We start from the raw sequence: 18,461 nt of genomic DNA, 5'->3' as shown, positions 1-18,461 counted from the left end.
AACGAGCGCATGTCCCAGATCGATCAGGCAGCCCTGGCCCAGTTGTTCACCGAAGCCCGCACGCACAACGTGTGGCAGGATCGTCACGTGGATGACGCCGTGCTTCATCAGGTCTATGAAGCCATGAAGTTCGGCCCGACCGCGGCCAACAGCTGCCCGGTGCGCATCGTGTTCGTGAAGAGCGCTGCCGAAAAGGCCCGCCTGGTCGAGTGCGTATCTGCCGGCAACGTGGACAAGACCCGTTCCGCGCCGGTTACCGCCATCATCGCCTTCGACAAGGCTTTCCATGACCAGCTTCCGAAGCTGTTCCCGCATGCCGACGCCCGCTCGTGGTATGCCGGCAACGACGCCAAGATCGCCCGCGATGCGCTCATGAACAGCTCGCTGCAAGGCGGCTACTTCATCCTGGCCGCGCGCGCCATGGGCCTGGACTGCGGCCCGATGGGCGGCTTCGATGCCGACAAGATCAACGCCGCGTTCTTCCCCGACGGCAAGTGGGAAGTCAACTTCCTGTGCAACCTGGGCTACGGCGAAGGCGACAAGCTGTTTCCGCGCCTGCCGCGCCTGTCATTCGAAGAGGCCTGCCGCGTGGTCTGAGACGCCACGTCCCGCGCGCCATGAAAAAGACCCGCCTTGGCGGGTCTTTTTGTTTTTGCTTTGGGCCGGCTCAGCCGCGCGGGGCCTCGGTCTTGTCGCGGAACTCGCACAGGGGTTCGATCACGCAGTGCCAGCATTCGGGCCTGCGCGCCTTGCACACGTAGCGGCCATGCAGGATCAGCCAGTGATGGGCGTCGTGCAGGAACTCCCTGGGCACCACCTTGAGCAGCTTGTCCTCGACGATCTGCACGTTTTTGCCCGGGGCAAGTCCGGTACGGTTGGCCACGCGGAAGATATGCGTGTCGACGGCGATGGTCGGCTCGCCGAACGCGGTGTTGAGCACCACGTTGGCGGTCTTTCGGCCCACGCCGGGCAGTGCCTCCAGTGCGGCGCGATCCGGCGGTACCTTGCCTCCGTGCTGCTCGACCAGGATCCGGCAGGTCTCGATCACGTGCTTCGCCTTGGTCTTGTAGAGGCCGATGGTCTTGATGTACCCGATGAGCCCCTCCTCGCCGAGTTCGAGCATCTGCTGCGGAGTATGCGCAACCGGGAACAGCCTGCGCGTGGCCTTGTTCACGCCGACGTCCGTGGCCTGCGCCGACAGCAGCACGGCAATCAGCAGTTCAAACGGGGAGCTGTATTCCAGTTCGGTGGTCGGCGCGGGGTTGTCGTCGCGCAGGGTCTCGAACAGCGCACGGCACTTGGCAGCGTTCATCGTTCTGGCGGGGTGGGTTTGTCGTTGTTGCCGTCTTCGGCGTTGCCGGTGTCCTTGGCGGAGGTGCCGCTGCCCGCGGCCTGCTGCTTCTGGCGCGCGCGTTCGATGGCAGCCTGGATGATGGCGCGCTTGCGTTCCTGCGCCGCGCGCTCGGCGTCGGAGTCCGCCGCCTCGGCCTGCAAGGCCTGCAGCTTGGCGGCCGCCTTGGCCGCGAGCCGTGCGTCGTTCTCCTCGCGTTCGCGCACCAGCCGCTGCCTGCGTGCGAGATAGCGTGCGTGAGCGGCGTCGGCCTGTTCCTGCGTCCAGGCGTCCCAGCCGGTGCGCGCGCCGGTGACCGGCACCATGTCGATGCAGTCCACCGGGCAGGGCGGCACGCAAAGGTCGCAGCCGGTACAAAGGTCCGGAATGATGGTGTGCATCTGCTTGGCCGCGCCCGCGATGGCGTCGACCGGGCAAGCCTGGATGCACAGCGTGCAGCCGATGCACAGGCTTTCGTCGATGCGGGCGACGGCGCGCGGCTGCTCGACGCCGCGTTCCGGATCCAGCGGCAGCGGTTCGGTACCCAACGCTGCCGACAGGCGGCGGATTCCTTCCGCGCCGCCGGGCGGGCAGCGGTTGCAGGCGGCTTCGCCGCTGGCCATGGCTTCGGCGTATGGACGGCAACCGTTGAAGCCGCACTTGGTGCACTGGGTTTGCGGCAGCAGCGCCTCAAGGCGGTCTGCGAGGGTGTGGGCGGGACTCACGACAACAGCAAGATTGGCAGGCAAGGGGAAACGTTCGCGGGGACGGCGGGCTGCCGGCAAAACCGCGGGCCGGCCTCTGCGGGCCATGTGCCGCACGGATTATCCCCGATTTCGCGATTGCGCAGAACCGGCCATCATGCGCGACGGCCAGCTGGCCAGAAGCCTGTGCGGCTGTGCCATAATCCGCGCAAACATCGACCCTTACCCATGTCAAACGAGACCAGAACCAAACGGGACCCAGAGGGCACGCGCCGCCGCATCCTGGCGGCAGCCACGGAGGAATTTGCCAAGGGCGGCCTGGCCGGCGCCCGCGTCGACCAGATCGCGCGCCGCGCGGAGACCAATGAGCGCATGCTGTACTACTACTACGGCAGCAAGGAAGGGCTCTTCCTTGCCGTGCTGGAGAAGCAGTACGCCGAGTTCCGCGCGGACGAAGAACGGCTGCACATCACTGACGACGATCCCGTTGCCGGCGTCCGCGCGCTGGCCCGCTTCGTCTGGGACTGGTACTACCAGCACCCGGAGTTCATCCGGCTCGTCAACAGCGAGAACCTGCACGAGGCGCGCCATCTGAAGAAATCGGCGCAACTGCACCAGCTCGTCAATCCGATCGTCAACGTGCTGGCGGACATTATCCGCCGGGGCCAGCAGCAGGGGCTGTTCCGCGACAACGTTGATGTCCCGCAGTTCTACCTGACCATTTCGGCGCTGGGCTACTACGTGCTGTCGAACCGCTACACGATCAGTGCGGTGATCGGCAGGGACGTGGCTTCGCAGGACGAGCACGAGCGGTTCGCCGAGCTGCACACGGAGATGCTGCTGAGCTACCTGCGGCGCTGAGGTGCCGGCCGGCGCTGCGGCGCGGAACAAAAAAACGCCCGCGATTGCGGGCGTTCTTGCATGGCGGGGCAGGCCGTTTACCGGTACTTGCGGATGAAGTCGCGCAACTGCGGGTAGATTTCTTCGCGCCAGCGGCGGCCCGAGAAGATCCCGTAGTGACCACACTTCGTTGCCGACAGGTGGTGCTTGTTGGTCTCTGCGATGCCCGCGCACAGATCGTGCGCCGCCGCGGTCTGGCCGGCGCCGGAGATGTCGTCCAGCTCGCCTTCGACCGTCAGCAGCGCGGTACCCTTGATGTCCTGCGGGCGCACCAGATTGCCGTCGATGGCCCAGGTGCCATTGGCCAGCCTGAACTCCTGGAAGACTTCGCGGATGGTGTCGAGATAGTATTCGGCCGCCATGTCGAGCACGGCGTTGTACTCGTCGTAGAAGCGCACGTGAGCTTCCGCGTCGTCGGCATCGCCCTGGATCAGGCTCAGGTAGTAGTCATAGTGCGACGACAGGTGGCGGTCCGGATTCATGGCCACGAAGCCGGCATGCTGCAGGAAGCCGGGGTAGACGCGACGGCCGTGTCCGGGGTAGTTGGCCGGCACGGTGTAGATGACGTTGTTCTCGAACCACTCGAACGACTTGTTGGTCGCCAGGGAATTCACCGCCGTCGGGCTCTTGCGGGCATCGATAGGGCCACCCATCATGGTCATGGTGCGCGGCGTCTTCTCTCCGGCCGAGGCCATCAGCGAAATCGCCGCCAGCACTGGCACGGTCGGCTGGCACACCGAAATGACGTGCAGCTTTTCCGCGCCGATATGGCGGATGAACTCCTGAATGTAGTGGATATAGTCCGCCAGGTGGAACGGACCATGATCGGCCGGCACCATGCGGGCATCGATCCAGTCGGTCACGTAGACCTTGTGGTCCTGCAGCAAGGTACGTACGGTATCGCGCAGCAGCGTGGCATGGTGGCCGGACAGGGGCGCGGCCACCAGGACCACGGGCTCGTCCTTCAGCAGCTTGATGGTGTCCGGGTCATCGGCATAGCGTTTGAAGCGAACCAGCCGGCAAAACGGCTTCTCCAGGATGGTCTGTTCGACGATCGGGATTTCGCGGCCGTTCGAGCGCACCGACTTGATGTCGAACGCGGGTTTCTCGTATTCCTTGCCGAGCCTGTACAGCAGTTCGTACCCGGCCGCCAGGCGGGGTGCGCCGGGAACCAGGGACAACGGGCTGAGGGGATTGGTGAAGGTCTTGGCGGTCGCCTGTGCCCACGCGGTCAGCGGGTGCAGCATCGAACGCTGGAACTCATGCAGTTGGTAGAGCATGGCGGTCTGGCCTGGTAATACGTGTTTCTGGAACGTGTTTCTGGAGGGGGCACTATCGTGGACTTGCGTGCCGATTATGCACGCAACCGCATGATCGTGCCCTGCAGCATATACCCTAAGGTACGGCGGCAACGGGAAAAGACAATAGCCCAAAGGCCTTAATTCCGCATGACAAAATGGCATGACAAAAAGAAAAAGGCAGCCGTAGCTGCCTTTTTTTGTTGCATGCACCATGCCAGGGCTGTCGGCGTGTCGACAGTTCCCGGAATTGCGGCGCTTACAGCACTGCCGCGATCGCGTCGACGACGGCGTCGATGTTGCGGCTGTTCAGCGCGGCCACGCAGATGCGGCCCGTGCCGACGGCGTAGATGCCGTGCTCGTTGCGCAGGCGGTCCACCTGAGCCGAGCTCAGACCCGAGTACGAGAACATGCCGCGCTGCGCCTTCACGAACGAGAAGTCGGTTTTCACACCCTTGGCGGCCAGCTTGTCGACCAGCGCGTGGCGCATCAGCTTGATGCGGTCGCGCATTTCGGCCAGTTCCTGCTCCCACATGGCGCGCAGTTCCGGGCTGTTCAGCACCGTGGCGACCACGGTGCCGCCATGCGTCGGCGGGTTGGAGTAGTTGGTGCGGATCACGCGCTTGACCTGCGACAGCACGCGCTGGGCTTCATCCTTGCTGGTGGTGACGATCGACAGGGCGCCGACGCGTTCGCCATACAGCGAGAAGCTCTTCGAGAACGAGCTCGACACGAAGAAGGGCAGGCCCGAATCGGCGAACAGGCGCACGGCCGCGCCGTCCGGGTCGATGCCGTCGGCAAAGCCCTGGTAGGCCATATCCAGGAACGGGATCAGGTTGCGCTCCTTGATCAGCCCGACCACTTCCTTCCACTGGTCGGCCGACAGGTCAACGCCGGTCGGGTTGTGGCAGCAAGCGTGCAGCACGACGATGGTGTTGGCCGGATACGACTTCAACGATTCCAGCATGCCGGCGAAGTTCAGGCCGTGGCTGGGGGCGTCGTAGTAGGCGTAGTTCACCACTTCGAAGCCGGCCGATTCGAACAGCGCGCGGTGGTTTTCCCAGCTCGGGTCGCTGATGGCAACCTTCGAGGCCGGGTACAGGCGCTTCAGGAAGTCGGCGCCGATCTTCAGCGCGCCAGTGCCACCAAGTGCCTGGGCCGTCACAACACGACCTTCGGTGATCAGCGGCGATTCCTTGCCGAACAGCAGCGATTGCACGGCCTGGTCATAGGCGGCGATGCCCTCGATGGGCAGGTAGCCGCGTGGGGTGGCGGTGGTCAGGCGAGCCTTTTCCGCTTCCTGCACGGCACGCAGCAGGGGAATTTTCCCTTCGTCGGTGAAGTACACGCCAACGCCCAGGTTCACCTTGGTGGCGCGGGTGTCGGCATTGAAGGCTTCATTCAGGCCCAGGATCGGGTCGCGCGGGGCCATCTCGACGGCAGAAAACAAACTCATTTGGACTCTCGTGGTCGGCAATGTAAGAAAACGGGAAGGCGTAGAATGCTTCGGACTGCGCTGGGGGGGCGTGCGGCAGACCTGCTTGCTGGCGTTGACGGCTTGAAGCGGGCTGTGCAACCCCAAGATTCTAGCGTATCCGCCCCCTTTTCTCAGGTTTTTCCCCTAGCCGCCTATGTCAAACCTCGCCGAAGTCGCGCCGGCCCTGGACGAAGACAAAATCGTCACTTTTCCGGGCTCGCCGTTCCAGCTCTACCAGCCGTTCCCGCCGGCCGGAGACCAGCCCGAGGCGATCCGGCAACTGGTCGAGGGCGTGGACGACGGCCTCTCGTTCCAGACGCTGCTGGGGGTGACCGGCTCGGGCAAAACCTACACGATGGCTAACGTAATCGCCCGCATGGGGCGCCCGGCCATCGTCTTCGCGCCCAACAAGACGCTCGCCGCGCAGCTGTATTCCGAGTTCCGCGAGTTCTTCCCGCGAAACGCGGTCGAATATTTCGTCAGCTACTACGATTACTACCAGCCCGAGGCCTACGTCCCGCAGCGCGACCTGTTCATCGAGAAGGATTCCTCGATCAACGAGCACATCGAGCAGATGCGCCTGTCGGCCACAAAGAGCCTGCTTGAACGCCGCGACACGGTGATCGTGGCGACGGTGTCGGCCATCTACGGTATCGGCAACCCGAGCGAGTACCACCAGATGATCCTGACGCTGCGCGCAGGGGACAAGGTCAGCCAGCGCGACGTGATCGCGCGGCTGATCGCCATGCAATACACGCGCAACGAGACCGATTTCCAGCGGGGCACGTTTCGGGTGCGCGGCGACACCATCGACATCTTCCCGGCCGAGCACGCCGAAATGGCGGTGCGGCTCGAGATGTTCGACGATGAAGTCGAGTCCCTGCAGTTCTTCGATCCGCTTACCGGCCGCGTGCGCCAGAAGATCCCGCGCTTTACGGTCTACCCTTCCAGCCACTATGTGACGCCGCGCGAAACGGTGCTGCGCGCGATCGAGGACATCAAGTCCGAGCTGCGCGAACGGCTCGAGTTCTTCCACAAGGAAGGCAAGCTGGTCGAGGCCCAGCGGCTGGAGCAGCGCACGCGCTTCGACCTGGAAATGCTGTCCGAGCTGGGCTTCTGCAAGGGCATCGAGAATTACTCGCGCCACCTGTCGGGCGCCAGGCCCGGCGATCCGCCGCCGACGCTGGTCGACTACCTGCCGCCGGACGCGCTGATGTTCCTCGACGAATCCCACGTGCTGATCGGCCAGCTCAACGGCATGTACAACGGCGACCGCGCGCGCAAGACCACGCTGGTCGAGTACGGCTTCCGGCTGCCCTCCGCGCTGGACAACCGGCCGCTCAAGTTCGGGGAGTTCGAGCGCAAGATGCGCCAGGTGATGTTCGTTTCCGCCACGCCGGCCCAGTTCGAGCAGGAGCATGCCGGGCAGGTGGTGGAACAGGTCGTGCGTCCGACCGGGCTGGTCGATCCCAGCATCATCGTGCGTCCGGCCGGCACCCAGGTGGATGACCTGCTATCGGAGATCCACCTGCGCGTAGAGGCCGGCGAGCGCGTGCTGGTGACCACGCTGACCAAGCGCATGGCCGAGCAGCTGACCGAGTTCCTGTCGGAAAATGGCGTCAAGGTGCGTTATCTGCACTCCGACATCGACACCGTGGAACGCGTGGAAATCATCCGCGACCTGCGTCTGGGCACCTTCGATGTGCTGGTGGGCATCAACCTGCTGCGCGAGGGGCTGGATATCCCCGAAGTGTCGCTGGTGGCCATCCTCGACGCGGACAAGGAAGGTTTCCTGCGCGCCGAGCGTTCTCTGATCCAGACCATCGGCCGGGCGGCGCGCAACGTGAACGGCACGGCGATCCTGTACGCCGACCGCATGACCGATTCGATGCGCCGGGCCATCGATGAAACCGAGCGGCGCCGCGCCAAGCAGATCGCCTTCAACGAAGCCAACGGCATTACGCCGCGTGGCGTGGTCAAGCGGATCAAGGACATTATCGATGGCGTCTACGATGCGGGCGAGGTCAAGGCCGAGCTGATCGCTGCGCAGGAGCGCGCGCGCTACGAAGACATGAGCGAGAAGCAGGTATCCAAGGAAATCAAGCGTCTCGAGAAGCTGATGATGGATCACGCCAAGAACCTGGAATTCGAAAAGGCGGCGCAGGTGCGCGACCAGCTCGCCAAGCTCAAGGCGCAACTGTTTGGCGCCAGCGGCGAAGAGGCGCCCCTGCCGCCGGCATAAGGCTTTCCCGGCGCGCCACAGCCGCGCGCTGGCCTATAGTGAAAAGCGTCACGCCAGATCGGGAGATGCGCCATGGTCAAGCTAGGGCTGTGGGTGCCGCTTGAAGCCGTGCCCGGCAAGGAAGCCGAGGTGGAGCAGTTCCTGCGCGACGGCTTGCCGCTGGTCGAGCAGGAGGCTGGCACCACGGCCTGGTTTGCGCTGCGGCTGGGGTCATCGCGGTTCGGCATCTTCGATGCATTCGCTGACGAAGCTTCGCGCGATGCGCATCTGGCGGGCAAGGTAGCGGCGGCGCTGGTGGCCAGGGCGCCGGATTTGTTCGTGGGTGCGCCGCCGATCCGGAAGATAGAAGTCCTGGCAGCCAAGCTGCCGTGAACGCGCTGGAGCCCGACATGGAACGGCAATTCGAATACGGCGGCTATATGGTGGTCGCCAGTGCAATCCCGGACGCGGGTGGCGGCTTTGCCGCGCAGGTCCGGATTGGCGATGCCTTCGGCGAGCCTTCCGGTCCGACATTCGAGGCGCTGGCTGGCAGGGCGCCAACGCCCGAAGCTGCAGTCGCCATGGCGGAAGCCGCCGCCATGCGCACCATCGATGCCGGCGAGGTCAACTAAGCACTGAACCGTGCAAGGCGTCGGCACGCCCATCATTGCTGGAGACGGTTATGGCCGAAATCGGCGAATGGAAGAAGAAGGTCTATGAAACCCACGAAGTGCAGGTCCAGGTGCGGCCCCGCTCGCAGCACGAGTGGGAATACACGGTCCGGGTCTGCCGTGCCGGCTGCAATATCCGCGCGACCACGACGCTGATCGAAAGATCCCTGATTACCGACCACTACAAATCTTGTGAGGCCGCGGAGATCGCCGGCTTTGCGCACGGGGAACGGCTCGCGAAGCAGCTCTAGCGGGTTGGCGCCGGTCACTGGCGCTGGAATCGTGCCCTTCGCCGGCAGGCGCGCGCGTACAACGCCCGGTGCGGCCCGTACCCACTGCCGGCGTTCTGCTCCGGCGCGAGGCCGCCCTGCTGCGGCGCCTTCATCCATCCAGACGATCAGAACGCAATGAAGAAATACGCCATCCTGATGTGCTGCATGGGCAATATCTGCCGCTCGCCGACAGCCGAGGGCGTCTTGCGCGCCAAGCTGGCAGCGGCAGGGCTCGCGGATCGGGTGGAACTCGATTCGGCGGGTACCCATGAGTATCATCTCGGCCGGGCCCCAGACGCGCGCACGCAACGTCACGCGCAGCGGCGCGGCTATGATCTTTCGGCGCTACGGGCGCGCAAGGTCGGCCTGCCCGATTTCTCGCGCTTCGACCTTGTGCTGGCGATGGACCGGGACAATCTTGAGCGGCTGTCAGCCTTGTGCCCGCAGGCCGATGCGGCGCAACTGCGGCTGCTGATGAGCTTCGCCACCCGCCACGAGGCGGACGAAGTGCCGGATCCGTACTACGGCGAAGGCGATGGCTTCGAGCGCGTGCTCGACTATGTGGAGGATGCGTGCGATGGCATCGTCGAGATGCTGCGCCACCGCCTGCGCAACGATGCCGTCTGAGGTCGGCACCGGGCTATGGGAAGCCTTGAGATTTGATGCAGTGCCGCAGGGTAGTTGACTGAAATAGTCGGGTAACTTTATACTTGACGGAAACGATCAAGTATTAAGCCCTGCATCATGAGACTGACCACCAAAGGCCGCTTTGCGGTAACTGCGATGATCGACCTGGCCATGCGCCAGGATCAGGGACCCGTCACGCTCGCCGGCATCAGCCAGCGGCAGAAGATTTCGCTGTCCTACCTGGAACAGTTGTTCGGCAAGTTGCGCCGGCATGAAATCGTCGAAAGCGTGCGTGGCCCCGGCGGTGGCTACAGCCTCGCGCGCAAGGCGGAAGACGTTACCGTGGCGGACATCATCATCGCCGTGGACGAACCGCTCGACGCCACCCAGTGCGGTGGAAAGGGCAATTGTAACGGAGATGACGGCTCCGGGCGTTGCATGACCCACGAACTGTGGGCGACGCTGAACCAGAAGATGGTCGAATACCTCGATTCCGTCTCCCTCAAGAACCTCGTGGACCAGCAGCGTGCCAAGCAGCCAGCCGTCCTGCACGACATGCGCGAAGACGCTGCCGTGCAGCAGGCCGCACCCGCGGCGCGCGGCAAGGCGGACAAGGCCGCCGAGAAGCCGGTCCGTGCGCGGGTGGTGAATTCGGTTTTCAGCCTGGCGCAGTCCTGAAGCGCCCGGCAGGCAAGCAGCGAAACAAGCGATCAGCGGTTCCCCCTGAACAAAAGGCAGTCATAACGATGAGCACCCCACATTACCCGATCTATATGGATTACTCGGCCACCACACCGGTGGACCCGCGCGTGGCGGACAAGATGATTCCGTACCTGCGCGAGCAGTTCGGCAATCCCGCGTCGCGCAGCCATGCCTATGGCTGGGATGCGGAGCGTGCGGTGGAAGAGGCGCGTGAGCAGGTGGCCGCACTGGTCGGCGCCGATCCGCGTGAAATCGTGTGGACGTCGGGGGCGACGGAATCGGACAACCTGGCGATCAAGGGCGCCGCGAATTTTTATTCGGGCAAGGGCAAGCACATCATCACGGTGAAGACCGAGCACAAGGCCGTGCTGGACACTACCCGCGAGCTGGAGCGCCAGGGCTTCGAGGTGACCTACCTCGACGTGAAGGAAGACGGCCTGATCGACATGGAAGTGTTCAAGCAGGCGCTGCGCCCGGACACGATCCTGGTGTCGGTGATGCTGGTGAACAACGAGATCGGCGTGATCCAGGACGTCGAGCAGATCGGCGCGATCTGCCGCGAAAAGGGCATCATCTTCCATTGCGACGCCGCGCAGGCGACCGGCAAGGTGCAGATCGACCTGAGCACGCTGAAGTGCGACCTGATGTCGTTCTCGGCCCACAAGACCTATGGCCCCAAGGGCATCGGCGCGCTGTACGTGCGCCGCAAGCCGCGCGTGCGCATCGAGGCGCAGATGCACGGCGGCGGCCATGAGCGCGGCATGCGCTCGGGCACGCTGGCCACGCACCAGATCGTCGGCATGGGCGAAGCCTTCCGCATTGCCCGCGAGGAAATGGCGACCGAGAACGAGCGCATCCGCATGCTGCGCGACCGCCTGTGGAATGGCCTGAAAAGCATGGAAGAGGTCTACCTGAACGGTGACTTCGAACGCCGCGTGCCGCACAACCTGAACGTCAGCTTCAACTTCGTCGAAGGCGAGTCGCTGATCATGGCGATCAAGGACGTGGCCGTGTCGTCGGGCTCGGCCTGCACCTCGGCCTCGCTGGAGCCGTCTTACGTGCTGCGCGCGCTGGGCCGCAACGACGAACTGGCGCACAGCTCGATCCGCTTCACGGTGGGCCGCTTCACCACCGAGCAGGAAATCGACTTCACCGTCGAACTGCTCAAGAGCAAGATCGGCAAGCTGCGCGACCTGTCGCCGCTGTGGGAGATGTTCAAGGACGGCGTCGACCTGAATTCGATCCAGTGGGCCGCGCACTGAGCGCCGCCCGCATGCACGACCCCCATAAAAGATTACGCACGAGGTAAGCAAAATGTCATACAGCTCCAAGGTTCTCGACCACTATGAAAACCCCCGCAACGTCGGTTCCTTCGACAAGGGCGACGACACGGTGGGTACCGGCATGGTCGGTGCCCCGGCTTGCGGCGACGTAATGAAGCTCCAGATCAAGGTCAATGAAGCGGGCGTGATCGAAGACGCCAAGTTCAAGACCTATGGCTGCGGCTCGGCCATTGCCTCGTCCTCGCTCGTGACCGAGTGGGTGAAGGGCAAGACCGTCGACCAGGCGCTGGAGATCAAGAACACCCAGATCGCCGAAGAACTGGCGCTGCCGCCGGTGAAGATCCACTGCTCGATCCTCGCCGAGGACGCCATCAAGGCCGCCGTCGACGACTACAAGAAGAAGCACCCGGCCGCCGACCAGAAGGCCGCCTGAGCTGCTTGAGTTCCGAACGCAGAAGGAAGACGCAACAATGATCACGATGACCGAGAAGGCCGCCAGGCACGTCGCCCGCTACCTGGAACGCCGTGGCAAGGGCGTGGGCCTGCGCCTTGGCGTGAAGACCACGGGCTGCTCGGGCCTGGCGTACAAGCTCGAATACGTTGACGACCTGCAACCCGAGGACCAGGTGTTCGAATCGCACGGCATCAAGGTCATTGTTGACGCCAAGAGCCTGCCGTATATCGACGGCACCGAACTCGACTACGCACGCGAAGGGTTGAACGAAGGTTTCCGCTTCAACAACCCGAATGTCAAGGACGAGTGCGGCTGCGGCGAGTCCTTCACGGTCTGAGCGCCGGCGCGGAAGAGACCGGATGGAACGCTGTATCGTCGGCTTCCACCGGGACGAGGAAGGCGACTGGGTCGCCGAGCTCGATTGCGGGCACGGGCAGCACATGCGCCACAACCCGCCCTGGCAACTGCGGCCGTGGACGGCCACGGAGCAGGGCAGGGCGGCCCGGCTTGGCGCAACGGTGAACTGCCTGAAATGCGATCGCAATGAGCCGCCGGCTGATTGGGCGCGAGGCGGTTGACGTGAGTGCACAAGGGGGCGGCGCGACCGCTCCTTTTTGTTGGGGAAGCTGTTGAAAGACGATTTTTTTGCGCTGTTCGGCTTGCCGGTGCAGTTCGGCGTGGATGAGGCGGCGCTGGATGCCGCATACCGGACCGTGCAGTCGCAGGCGCATCCGGACCGCTTCGCCAATGCGGGCGAGGCCGAACGGCGCGTGGCGATGCAGTGGGCCGCGCACGCCAACGAGGCCTACCGCACGCTGCGCCAGCCGCTCAAGCGCGCGATCTACCTTCTGGGGCTGCGCGGCGTGGACGTACAGGCGGAGAACAACACCGCCATGTCGCCTGCGTTCCTGATGCAGCAGATGGAATGGCGCGAGGACCTGCAAGACGCCGTCGAGTCCCGCGACGTCGACCGCCTGGATGGCCTGCTGCGCGGCTTGCGGCAGGAAAAGCGCGAACGGCACGCGGCGCTTGGCGCGCTGCTGGACGCCGGCGACAACGAGGGCGCGGGCGCCGCGGTACGGCAGCTGATGTTCATCGAGAAGATCGAACACGATACCAGCGAGGCGATCGACCGGCTGGAAGGGTAGTCCCGGCACGTTTGGCGGGGCCATGTGACAATGGCGCCCGTCGCGAAAGCCGCCTGTGCGGCGGAGATCATCGCGCACGAGAAAGCGAAGAAACATCATGGCACTGCTCCAGATTTCCGAACCCGGCATGTCGCCGGCGCCCCATCAACGCCGCCTGGCGGTTGGCATCGACCTCGGCACCACCAACTCGCTGGTGGCGGCGGTGCGCCACAGCATCCCCGAAGTCCTGGCCGACGATCGCGGCCGCGCTCTGCTGCCCTCGGTGGTGCGCTACCTGCCTGACCGCACCACGCATATCGGCTACCGCGCCCAGGACGAGGCGGTGCGCGACCCGAAGAACACCATCGTCTCGGTCAAGCGCTTCATGGGCCGTGGCCTGAAGGACGTGGCTCACAACGAGCACAGCCCCTACGATTTCGTCGATGCGCCCGGCATGGTGCAGATCAAGACCGTGGCCGGCGTGAAGAGCCCGGTGGAAGTCTCGGCCGAGATCCTGGCGACGCTGCGCCAGCGCGCCGAGGACTCGCTCGGCGATGACCTGGTCGGCGCCGTCATCACCGTGCCGGCCTATTTCGATGAGGCCCAGCGCCAGGCCACCAAGGACGCCGCGCGCCTGGCCGGCCTGGACGTGCTGCGCCTGCTCAACGAACCGACCGCGGCGGCGATTGCCTACGGCCTCGACAACGCCGCCGAAGGCATCTACGCGGTCTATGACCTGGGCGGCGGCACCTTCGATATCTCGATCCTGAAGCTGACCAAGGGCGTGTTCGAAGTGCTGTCGACGGGCGGCGATTCCGCGCTTGGCGGCGACGATTTCGACCAGCGCCTGCTGTGCTGGATCGTCGAGCAAGCCGGCTTGCAGCCGCTGTCGGCGCAGGACACGCGACTGCTGATGGTGCGCGCGCGCGCGGCCAAGGAAGCGCTGTCCGAAGGCGACAGCACGGTGATCGACGCCGTGCTCGAGTCGGGCGAGATCGTGCACCTGGTGCTGACCGACGAGATCTTCGACACCATCACCGCGAATCTCGTGCAGAAGACGCTGGCGCCGGTGCGCAAGTCGCTGCGCGATGCGGGCGTGGCGGCGGACGAGGTCCAGGGCGTGGTACTGGTTGGGGGCGCCACGCGCATGCCGGCCATCCGCAAGGCGGTGGGCGACTTCTTTGGCCAGCCGCCGCTGACCAACCTCGATCCGGACCGCGTGGTCGCACTCGGCGCCGCCATGCAGGCCAACCTGCTTGCGGGCAATCATGCGCCTGGCGAAGACTGGCTGCTGCTGGACGTGATTCCGCTGTCGCTCGGCGTGGAAACCATGGGCGGCCTCGTGGAGAAGATCATTCCGCGCAACAGCACGATTCCGCTGGCGCGCGCGCAGGAGTTCACGACCTTCAAGGACGGCCAGACCGCCATGGCTATCCACGTTCTGCAGGGAGAGCGCGAACTGGCCAGCGACTGCCGTTCGCTGGCGCGCTTCGAGCTGCGCGGCATCCCGCCGATGGTGGCGGGCGCGGCGCGCATCCGCGTGACCTACCAGGTCGACGCTGACGGGCTGCTGTCGGTTACGGCGCGCGAAACGCATTCGGGCGTCGAGTCGTCGGTGACCGTGAAGCCGTCCTATGGCCTTGCCGACGACGATATCGCGCGCATGCTGCAGGAGGGCTTCCGCGAAGCCGAGCACGACATGAAGAGCCGCGCGCTGGCCGAAGAGCGCGTCGAGGCCGACCGCCTGATCGAAGCCACCAGGCGCGCGCTGGAGACTGACGGCGACCTGCTGTCGGCCGACGAGCGCGCCGCCGTCGAGGCGCTGATCGCCTCGGTGCGCGAGATCGCCACCGGCGAGGATCATCACGCCATCAAGGCCGCGGTCGAGACGCTGTCGCGCGGCACCGACGAATTCGCCGCCCGGCGCATGGACCGCTCGATCAAGAGCGCGCTGGCCGGGCGCAAGGTGCAGGAGCTCGGCTGATCACCGGGCCCTTGCATCGCCAAGCATCTATACCAGGACACGACATGCCACAGATCATCGTTTTGCCCCACGCCGAATACTGCCCGGAAGGGGCGGTGATCGAAGCCAAGACCGGCGTCAGCGTCTGCGACGCGCTGCTGGCCAACGACATCGACATCGAGCACGCGTGCGAGAAGTCGTGCGCCTGCACGACCTGCCACGTGATCGTGCGCGAAGGCTTCGACTCGCTCGACGAAGCCGAGGAGAAGGAAGAGGACCTGCTCGACAAGGCCTGGGGCCTGGAGCCCAATTCGCGCCTGTCATGCCAGGCCATCGTCGCCGACGAAGACCTGACCATCGAGATCCCGAAGTACACCATCAACCACGCCAAAGAAGGCCACTGAGGCCCGGAGAACCCCATGAAGTGGACCGACACCTACGACATCGCCGCGGCGCTGTATGACAAGTTTCCCGACGTGGATCCGGTAACGATCCGCTTCACGGACCTGCGCAAGTGGGTGCTGGAGCTGGACGGCTTCACCGACCTGCCCGAGCGCTCGGGTGAAAAGATCCTGGAAGCGATCCAGTCTGCGTGGATCGAGGAAGCGAACTGAGCTCCCCGGTCATCATCTGAATGATCAGAAGCGATAGCCGGCACCCGCCACGAACAGGTCGGCATCGCGGTCGTAGCCGGTCATCACACGGTTCCACGACAATCGACCCAGCCAGCGGCTGCTGAGCCGGTAGCTGGCCGACAACGACAGCAGGGCGGACCAGCGCGATGGCGAGCCCTCCGCACCCGGGCCCCGTACATGCAGGGTGGTTGCGTAGTACGGGCCGGCGCCGATGCCGAGGGTCAGCCGGTCGCCAAGGAAGCCGCCGCTCAGCCAGGCCTGCGCCGCCACGCCGCGGCGCTGGACCAGGTCGGAGTTGCTCTCCGAGAAGTAGCTGACGGTTCCTTCCACGCCCCGCCAGAAGCCGTGCCGGTACTCCGCGGCCGCCGCGAAACCCGTTTCCGAATGAAAGCTGTTCACGATGCTGGCGCCAAGGAAGACCGTCAGTTCGTTGCCGGTCAGGACATTGGTACGGGTGCCTGCAATGAAGGGCCCGTCGCGCCGGCCGTGATCGAGCTGATAGCCGACGCCAAGCAGCATCGTGTTCGAGGTGAAGCTCGACCAGGCTTGCGCGCGGTTATACCGCGCCTGCACCATCCAGGGCCCGCCGCTGACATACCAGGTTGCCGCCACGCTGGCCAGCAGCGCGGCGCCGTGATGGTTCCGGTAGCTGCCGTCGGGCTGGTCATCGGCGGTATCGAAATACAGGTAAGGGCCCGCGCCGACCGACAACGCAAACTGGCGGCCCGGCGTCAGCCAGCGCCACCATAGCTGCGCGCTATAGCCGTCGCGGTGATGGCCGTCGGCGTGTCCTTCGTTCAGGTAGGTGTACGTGGCGTACCAGTTTTCCGTCAGGTTCTGCTGGTAGCTGTAGGCATAGACAGCGCTGCTGTCGTCGTCGTTGTGGATCGGGGGGGTGGTGTGCGCACCGCCCATCAGCAGGAGTTCCTGCCCATGCGCCGCATGCTGGAGCATGGCCAGCAGCAGACCGCCGGCCAGAGGAATGACGCGTTGCCAGAGACTGGGGGTCCTGCGATTGGCGCATTGCATCTGGTGGATTCCGATGAGCCGGGACGCTCAGGAATCATAGCAAAGTGCAGCAAAGTGCAGGAAAGGTTTCTGGGACGGGACGAGGTCCGTTTGTTACGGAATATTGGTGAGCGCTCTTTGCCGACCAAAGCAAAACCCCGCCGGAAGGCGGGGCTTACTGTCAACGCTGCATCCGTGCTCAGTCCTCACGCCGCAGGTGCGGGAACAGGATGACGTCGCGGATGTTCGGGCTGTCGGTCAGCAGCATCACCAGGCGGTCGATGCCGATGCCGCAGCCGCCCGTCGGGGGCATGCCGTACTCGAGCGCGCGGATATAGTCGGCGTCGTAGTACATCGCCTCCTCATCGCCAGCGTCCTTCTGCTCGACCTGCTTGCGGAAGCGTTCGGCCTGGTCTTCGGCGTCGTTGAGCTCCGAGAATCCGTTGGCGATCTCGCGGCCGGTGATGAACAGCTCGAAACGCTCGGTGATGCCCGGCACCGTGTCCGAGGCGCGCGCCAGCGGCGAGACTTCCACCGGGTAGTCGACGATGAAGGTCGGCTCCCACAGCTGGCTTTCGGCGGTTTCCTCGAACAGCACGAGCTGCAGCGTGCCGATGCCGGCATTGAGGAACTGCGGCGCGCTGGTGTTGACGCCGAATTTCTTCAGTTCTGTGCGCAGGAACTCGGCGTCGGCCAGTTGCGCGTCCGTGTACTGCGGTGCGAACTTCTGGATCGCCTGGCAGATGGTCAGGCGATGGAACGGCTTCGACAGGTCCAGCTCGCGGCCCTGGTAGGTCAGCACGGCGGTGCCGCTGGCGTCGATGGCGGCCTGGCGGATCAGGTTCTCGGTGAAGTCCATCAGCCAGCGGTAATCCGTGTAGGCCGCGTAGAACTCCATCATGGTGAACTCGGGGTTGTGGCGCGGGCTCACCCCCTCGTTGCGGAAGTTGCGGTTGATTTCGAACACGCGCTCGAAGCCGCCGACAATCAGGCGCTTCAGGTACAGCTCGGGCGCGATGCGCATGAACATCTGCATGTCCAGCGCGTTGTGGTGCGTGATGAACGGCTTGGCCGCCGCGCCGCCCGGGATCGGGTGCAGCATCGGCGTTTCCACTTCCATGAAGCCGGCGTCGGCCATATGGCGGCGCAGCGACGACATCGCCTTGGTGCGCGCGCGGAAGGTATTGCGGGTTTCCGGCGAGACGATCAGGTCGACATAGCGCTGGCGGTACTTCATTTCCTGGTCGGCCAGGCCGTGGAACTTGTCCGGCAGCGGACGCAGCGACTTGGACAGCAGGCGCAGTTCCTGCACCTGCACCGACAGCTCGCCCTTGTTGGTGCGGAACAGCACGCCGCGCGCGCTGATGATGTCGCCGAGGTCCCAGTGCTTGAAGGCGGCGTAGACCTCTTCGCCGACCTTGTCGCGCGTGATGTAGAACTGGATCTGGCCGCTGCCGTCCTGCACGGTGGCGAAGCTGGCCTTGCCCATCACGCGCTTGAGCATCATGCGGCCGGCGATGGCGACTTCGACCGGAGTCGCTTCGAGCGCGGGCTGGTCGGTCTCGCCGTACTGCGCGTGCAGCGCGGCGGCCTGGTGGGTCGGGCGGAAATCGTTGGGGAAGGCCACGCCTTGCTGGCGCAGGGCCGCCAGTTTCTCGCGACGCTCCGCGATGATCTTGTTCTCGTCTGCGGCGGGCGTGTCAGAGGCCGGTGCGGCCTGGGCGCGGGTGGGTTCGGTCATGGTGTCTTGTCGGGTCGCGCGCGGCATGCCGCGCGCGGGTTCAGTATG

The 18,461-nt window shown here is 64.9% G+C and carries 22 protein-coding genes; 16 read left to right on the top strand and 6 right to left on the bottom strand.

The annotated features are described in order from the left end of the window. Nucleotides 1-9 precede the first annotated feature (9 nt). Nucleotides 10-597 carry a malonic semialdehyde reductase gene (locus AC3FNH_RS04280; RefSeq protein WP_488719177.1) on the top strand — a complete coding sequence of 196 codons (588 nt, stop codon included), beginning with the start codon at nt 10-12 and terminating at the stop codon, nt 595-597. A gap of 70 nt (nt 598-667) precedes the next feature. On the opposite strand, the gene nth is transcribed toward AC3FNH_RS04280, so the two are convergent. Beyond that, nucleotides 668-1,312 (bottom strand): endonuclease III, encoded by a 645-nt coding sequence (gene nth, locus AC3FNH_RS04275; protein ID WP_488719176.1) that lies wholly within the window; start codon nt 1,310-1,312, stop codon nt 668-670. Beyond that, nucleotides 1,309-2,055 (bottom strand): electron transport complex subunit RsxB, encoded by a 747-nt coding sequence (gene rsxB, locus AC3FNH_RS04270; protein ID WP_488719175.1) that lies wholly within the window; start codon nt 2,053-2,055, stop codon nt 1,309-1,311. Before rsxB ends, nth begins: the two co-directional genes overlap by 4 nt. A 207-nt stretch (nt 2,056-2,262) precedes the next feature. On the opposite strand from rsxB, the gene AC3FNH_RS04265 reads away from it, so the two are divergent. Beyond that, a complete protein-coding gene (locus AC3FNH_RS04265; RefSeq protein ID WP_488719174.1) occupies nt 2,263-2,895 on the top strand; it encodes a TetR/AcrR family transcriptional regulator in 633 nt (210 codons plus the stop codon). Nucleotides 2,896-2,972: 77 nt separating this feature from the next. Here the strand turns inward: AC3FNH_RS04265 and AC3FNH_RS04260 are convergent, their stop codons facing one another. Then, nucleotides 2,973-4,214, bottom strand: coding sequence for a polyhydroxyalkanoate depolymerase (locus AC3FNH_RS04260; RefSeq protein WP_488719173.1), 1,242 nt, complete (start codon nt 4,212-4,214; stop codon nt 2,973-2,975). Between the two features lie 277 nt (nt 4,215-4,491). After that, on the bottom strand, nt 4,492-5,688 hold the full coding sequence (locus tag AC3FNH_RS04255; RefSeq protein ID WP_488719172.1) for an amino acid aminotransferase: 1,197 nt from the start codon (nt 5,686-5,688) through the stop codon (nt 4,492-4,494). A 175-nt stretch (nt 5,689-5,863) separates the two neighbouring features. Between AC3FNH_RS04255 and uvrB the strand changes: the two genes are divergently transcribed. The 14 genes from uvrB (at nt 5,864) to iscX (ending at nt 15,643) form a co-directional block, all read left to right on the top strand. Further along, complete coding sequence (uvrB, locus tag AC3FNH_RS04250; RefSeq protein ID WP_488719171.1) at nt 5,864-7,951, top strand: excinuclease ABC subunit UvrB; 2,088 nt, start codon at nt 5,864-5,866, stop codon at nt 7,949-7,951. A 72-nt stretch (nt 7,952-8,023) separates the two neighbouring features. After that, nucleotides 8,024-8,323, top strand: coding sequence for a putative quinol monooxygenase (locus AC3FNH_RS04245; RefSeq protein ID WP_488719170.1), 300 nt, complete (start codon nt 8,024-8,026; stop codon nt 8,321-8,323). A 17-nt stretch (nt 8,324-8,340) separates the two neighbouring features. Continuing rightward, the gene (locus tag AC3FNH_RS04240; protein WP_276097868.1) at nt 8,341-8,562 is read left to right on the top strand and encodes a hypothetical protein; all 222 of its coding nucleotides are present in this window, start codon (nt 8,341-8,343) and stop codon (nt 8,560-8,562) included. A gap of 50 nt (nt 8,563-8,612) precedes the next feature. Beyond that, on the top strand, nt 8,613-8,852 hold the full coding sequence (locus AC3FNH_RS04235; RefSeq protein ID WP_276097867.1) for a hypothetical protein: 240 nt from the start codon (nt 8,613-8,615) through the stop codon (nt 8,850-8,852). Between the two features lie 156 nt (nt 8,853-9,008). Continuing rightward, nucleotides 9,009-9,500 (top strand): low molecular weight protein-tyrosine-phosphatase, encoded by a 492-nt coding sequence (locus AC3FNH_RS04230; RefSeq protein ID WP_488719169.1) that lies wholly within the window; start codon nt 9,009-9,011, stop codon nt 9,498-9,500. A 117-nt stretch (nt 9,501-9,617) separates the two neighbouring features. Beyond that, nucleotides 9,618-10,178 (top strand): Fe-S cluster assembly transcriptional regulator IscR, encoded by a 561-nt coding sequence (iscR, locus tag AC3FNH_RS04225; protein ID WP_488719168.1) that lies wholly within the window; start codon nt 9,618-9,620, stop codon nt 10,176-10,178. Between the two features lie 62 nt (nt 10,179-10,240). Next, entirely contained in the window at nt 10,241-11,464 is a 1,224-nt protein-coding gene (locus AC3FNH_RS04220; protein WP_488719250.1) for an IscS subfamily cysteine desulfurase, read from the top strand. A 52-nt stretch (nt 11,465-11,516) separates the two neighbouring features. Continuing rightward, the gene (gene iscU, locus AC3FNH_RS04215) at nt 11,517-11,918 is read left to right on the top strand and encodes a Fe-S cluster assembly scaffold IscU (RefSeq protein WP_276097864.1); all 402 of its coding nucleotides are present in this window, start codon (nt 11,517-11,519) and stop codon (nt 11,916-11,918) included. A gap of 37 nt (nt 11,919-11,955) precedes the next feature. Next, entirely contained in the window at nt 11,956-12,276 is a 321-nt protein-coding gene (gene iscA, locus AC3FNH_RS04210) for an iron-sulfur cluster assembly protein IscA (protein WP_276097863.1), read from the top strand. Nucleotides 12,277-12,298: 22 nt separating this feature from the next. Further along, a complete protein-coding gene (locus AC3FNH_RS04205; RefSeq protein ID WP_276097862.1) occupies nt 12,299-12,517 on the top strand; it encodes a DUF3565 domain-containing protein in 219 nt (72 codons plus the stop codon). A 51-nt stretch (nt 12,518-12,568) separates the two neighbouring features. Beyond that, nucleotides 12,569-13,087 (top strand): Fe-S protein assembly co-chaperone HscB, encoded by a 519-nt coding sequence (gene hscB / locus AC3FNH_RS04200; protein ID WP_276097861.1) that lies wholly within the window; start codon nt 12,569-12,571, stop codon nt 13,085-13,087. Nucleotides 13,088-13,184: 97 nt separating this feature from the next. Beyond that, on the top strand, nt 13,185-15,050 hold the full coding sequence (hscA, locus tag AC3FNH_RS04195) for a Fe-S protein assembly chaperone HscA (protein ID WP_488719167.1): 1,866 nt from the start codon (nt 13,185-13,187) through the stop codon (nt 15,048-15,050). Nucleotides 15,051-15,094: 44 nt separating this feature from the next. Continuing rightward, entirely contained in the window at nt 15,095-15,433 is a 339-nt protein-coding gene (fdx, locus tag AC3FNH_RS04190) for an ISC system 2Fe-2S type ferredoxin (protein ID WP_276097859.1), read from the top strand. A gap of 15 nt (nt 15,434-15,448) precedes the next feature. Then, a complete protein-coding gene (iscX, locus tag AC3FNH_RS04185) occupies nt 15,449-15,643 on the top strand; it encodes a Fe-S cluster assembly protein IscX (RefSeq protein ID WP_276097858.1) in 195 nt (64 codons plus the stop codon). Nucleotides 15,644-15,667: 24 nt separating this feature from the next. On the opposite strand, the gene AC3FNH_RS04180 is transcribed toward iscX, so the two are convergent. After that, complete coding sequence (locus AC3FNH_RS04180; protein WP_488719166.1) at nt 15,668-16,693, bottom strand: hypothetical protein; 1,026 nt, start codon at nt 16,691-16,693, stop codon at nt 15,668-15,670. Between the two features lie 178 nt (nt 16,694-16,871). Beyond that, nucleotides 16,872-18,413, bottom strand: coding sequence for a lysine--tRNA ligase (lysS, locus tag AC3FNH_RS04175; RefSeq protein ID WP_488719165.1), 1,542 nt, complete (start codon nt 18,411-18,413; stop codon nt 16,872-16,874). Nucleotides 18,414-18,461: the final 48 nt, after the last annotated feature.

This window comes from Cupriavidus sp. 22TCCZM01-5, from assembly GCF_057798915.1.
Note: the sequence above shows the minus strand (reverse complement) of the source record. Positions and strands in the feature narration are given on the sequence as shown.

What these genes read in the sequence shown, in the direction of transcription:
- AC3FNH_RS04280 (WP_488719177.1), top strand. Translation starts at nt 10, where the DNA reads ATGTCCCAGATCGATCAGGCAGCCCTGGCCCAGTTGTTCACCGAAGCC.
- nth (WP_488719176.1), bottom strand. Translation starts at nt 1,312, where the DNA reads ATGAACGCTGCCAAGTGCCGTGCGCTGTTCGAGACCCTGCGCGACGAC.
- AC3FNH_RS04265 (WP_488719174.1), top strand. Translation starts at nt 2,263, where the DNA reads ATGTCAAACGAGACCAGAACCAAACGGGACCCAGAGGGCACGCGCCGC.
- AC3FNH_RS04260 (WP_488719173.1), bottom strand. Translation starts at nt 4,214, where the DNA reads ATGCTCTACCAACTGCATGAGTTCCAGCGTTCGATGCTGCACCCGCTG.
- AC3FNH_RS04255 (WP_488719172.1), bottom strand. Translation starts at nt 5,688, where the DNA reads ATGAGTTTGTTTTCTGCCGTCGAGATGGCCCCGCGCGACCCGATCCTG.
- uvrB (WP_488719171.1), top strand. Translation starts at nt 5,864, where the DNA reads ATGTCAAACCTCGCCGAAGTCGCGCCGGCCCTGGACGAAGACAAAATC.
- AC3FNH_RS04245 (WP_488719170.1), top strand. Translation starts at nt 8,024, where the DNA reads ATGGTCAAGCTAGGGCTGTGGGTGCCGCTTGAAGCCGTGCCCGGCAAG.
- AC3FNH_RS04240 (WP_276097868.1), top strand. Translation starts at nt 8,341, where the DNA reads ATGGAACGGCAATTCGAATACGGCGGCTATATGGTGGTCGCCAGTGCA.
- AC3FNH_RS04235 (WP_276097867.1), top strand. Translation starts at nt 8,613, where the DNA reads ATGGCCGAAATCGGCGAATGGAAGAAGAAGGTCTATGAAACCCACGAA.
- AC3FNH_RS04230 (WP_488719169.1), top strand. Translation starts at nt 9,009, where the DNA reads ATGAAGAAATACGCCATCCTGATGTGCTGCATGGGCAATATCTGCCGC.
- iscR (WP_488719168.1), top strand. Translation starts at nt 9,618, where the DNA reads ATGAGACTGACCACCAAAGGCCGCTTTGCGGTAACTGCGATGATCGAC.
- iscU (WP_276097864.1), top strand. Translation starts at nt 11,517, where the DNA reads ATGTCATACAGCTCCAAGGTTCTCGACCACTATGAAAACCCCCGCAAC.
- iscA (WP_276097863.1), top strand. Translation starts at nt 11,956, where the DNA reads ATGATCACGATGACCGAGAAGGCCGCCAGGCACGTCGCCCGCTACCTG.
- AC3FNH_RS04205 (WP_276097862.1), top strand. Translation starts at nt 12,299, where the DNA reads ATGGAACGCTGTATCGTCGGCTTCCACCGGGACGAGGAAGGCGACTGG.
- hscA (WP_488719167.1), top strand. Translation starts at nt 13,185, where the DNA reads ATGGCACTGCTCCAGATTTCCGAACCCGGCATGTCGCCGGCGCCCCAT.
- fdx (WP_276097859.1), top strand. Translation starts at nt 15,095, where the DNA reads ATGCCACAGATCATCGTTTTGCCCCACGCCGAATACTGCCCGGAAGGG.
- iscX (WP_276097858.1), top strand. Translation starts at nt 15,449, where the DNA reads ATGAAGTGGACCGACACCTACGACATCGCCGCGGCGCTGTATGACAAG.
- AC3FNH_RS04180 (WP_488719166.1), bottom strand. Translation starts at nt 16,693, where the DNA reads ATGCAATGCGCCAATCGCAGGACCCCCAGTCTCTGGCAACGCGTCATT.
- lysS (WP_488719165.1), bottom strand. Translation starts at nt 18,413, where the DNA reads ATGACCGAACCCACCCGCGCCCAGGCCGCACCGGCCTCTGACACGCCC.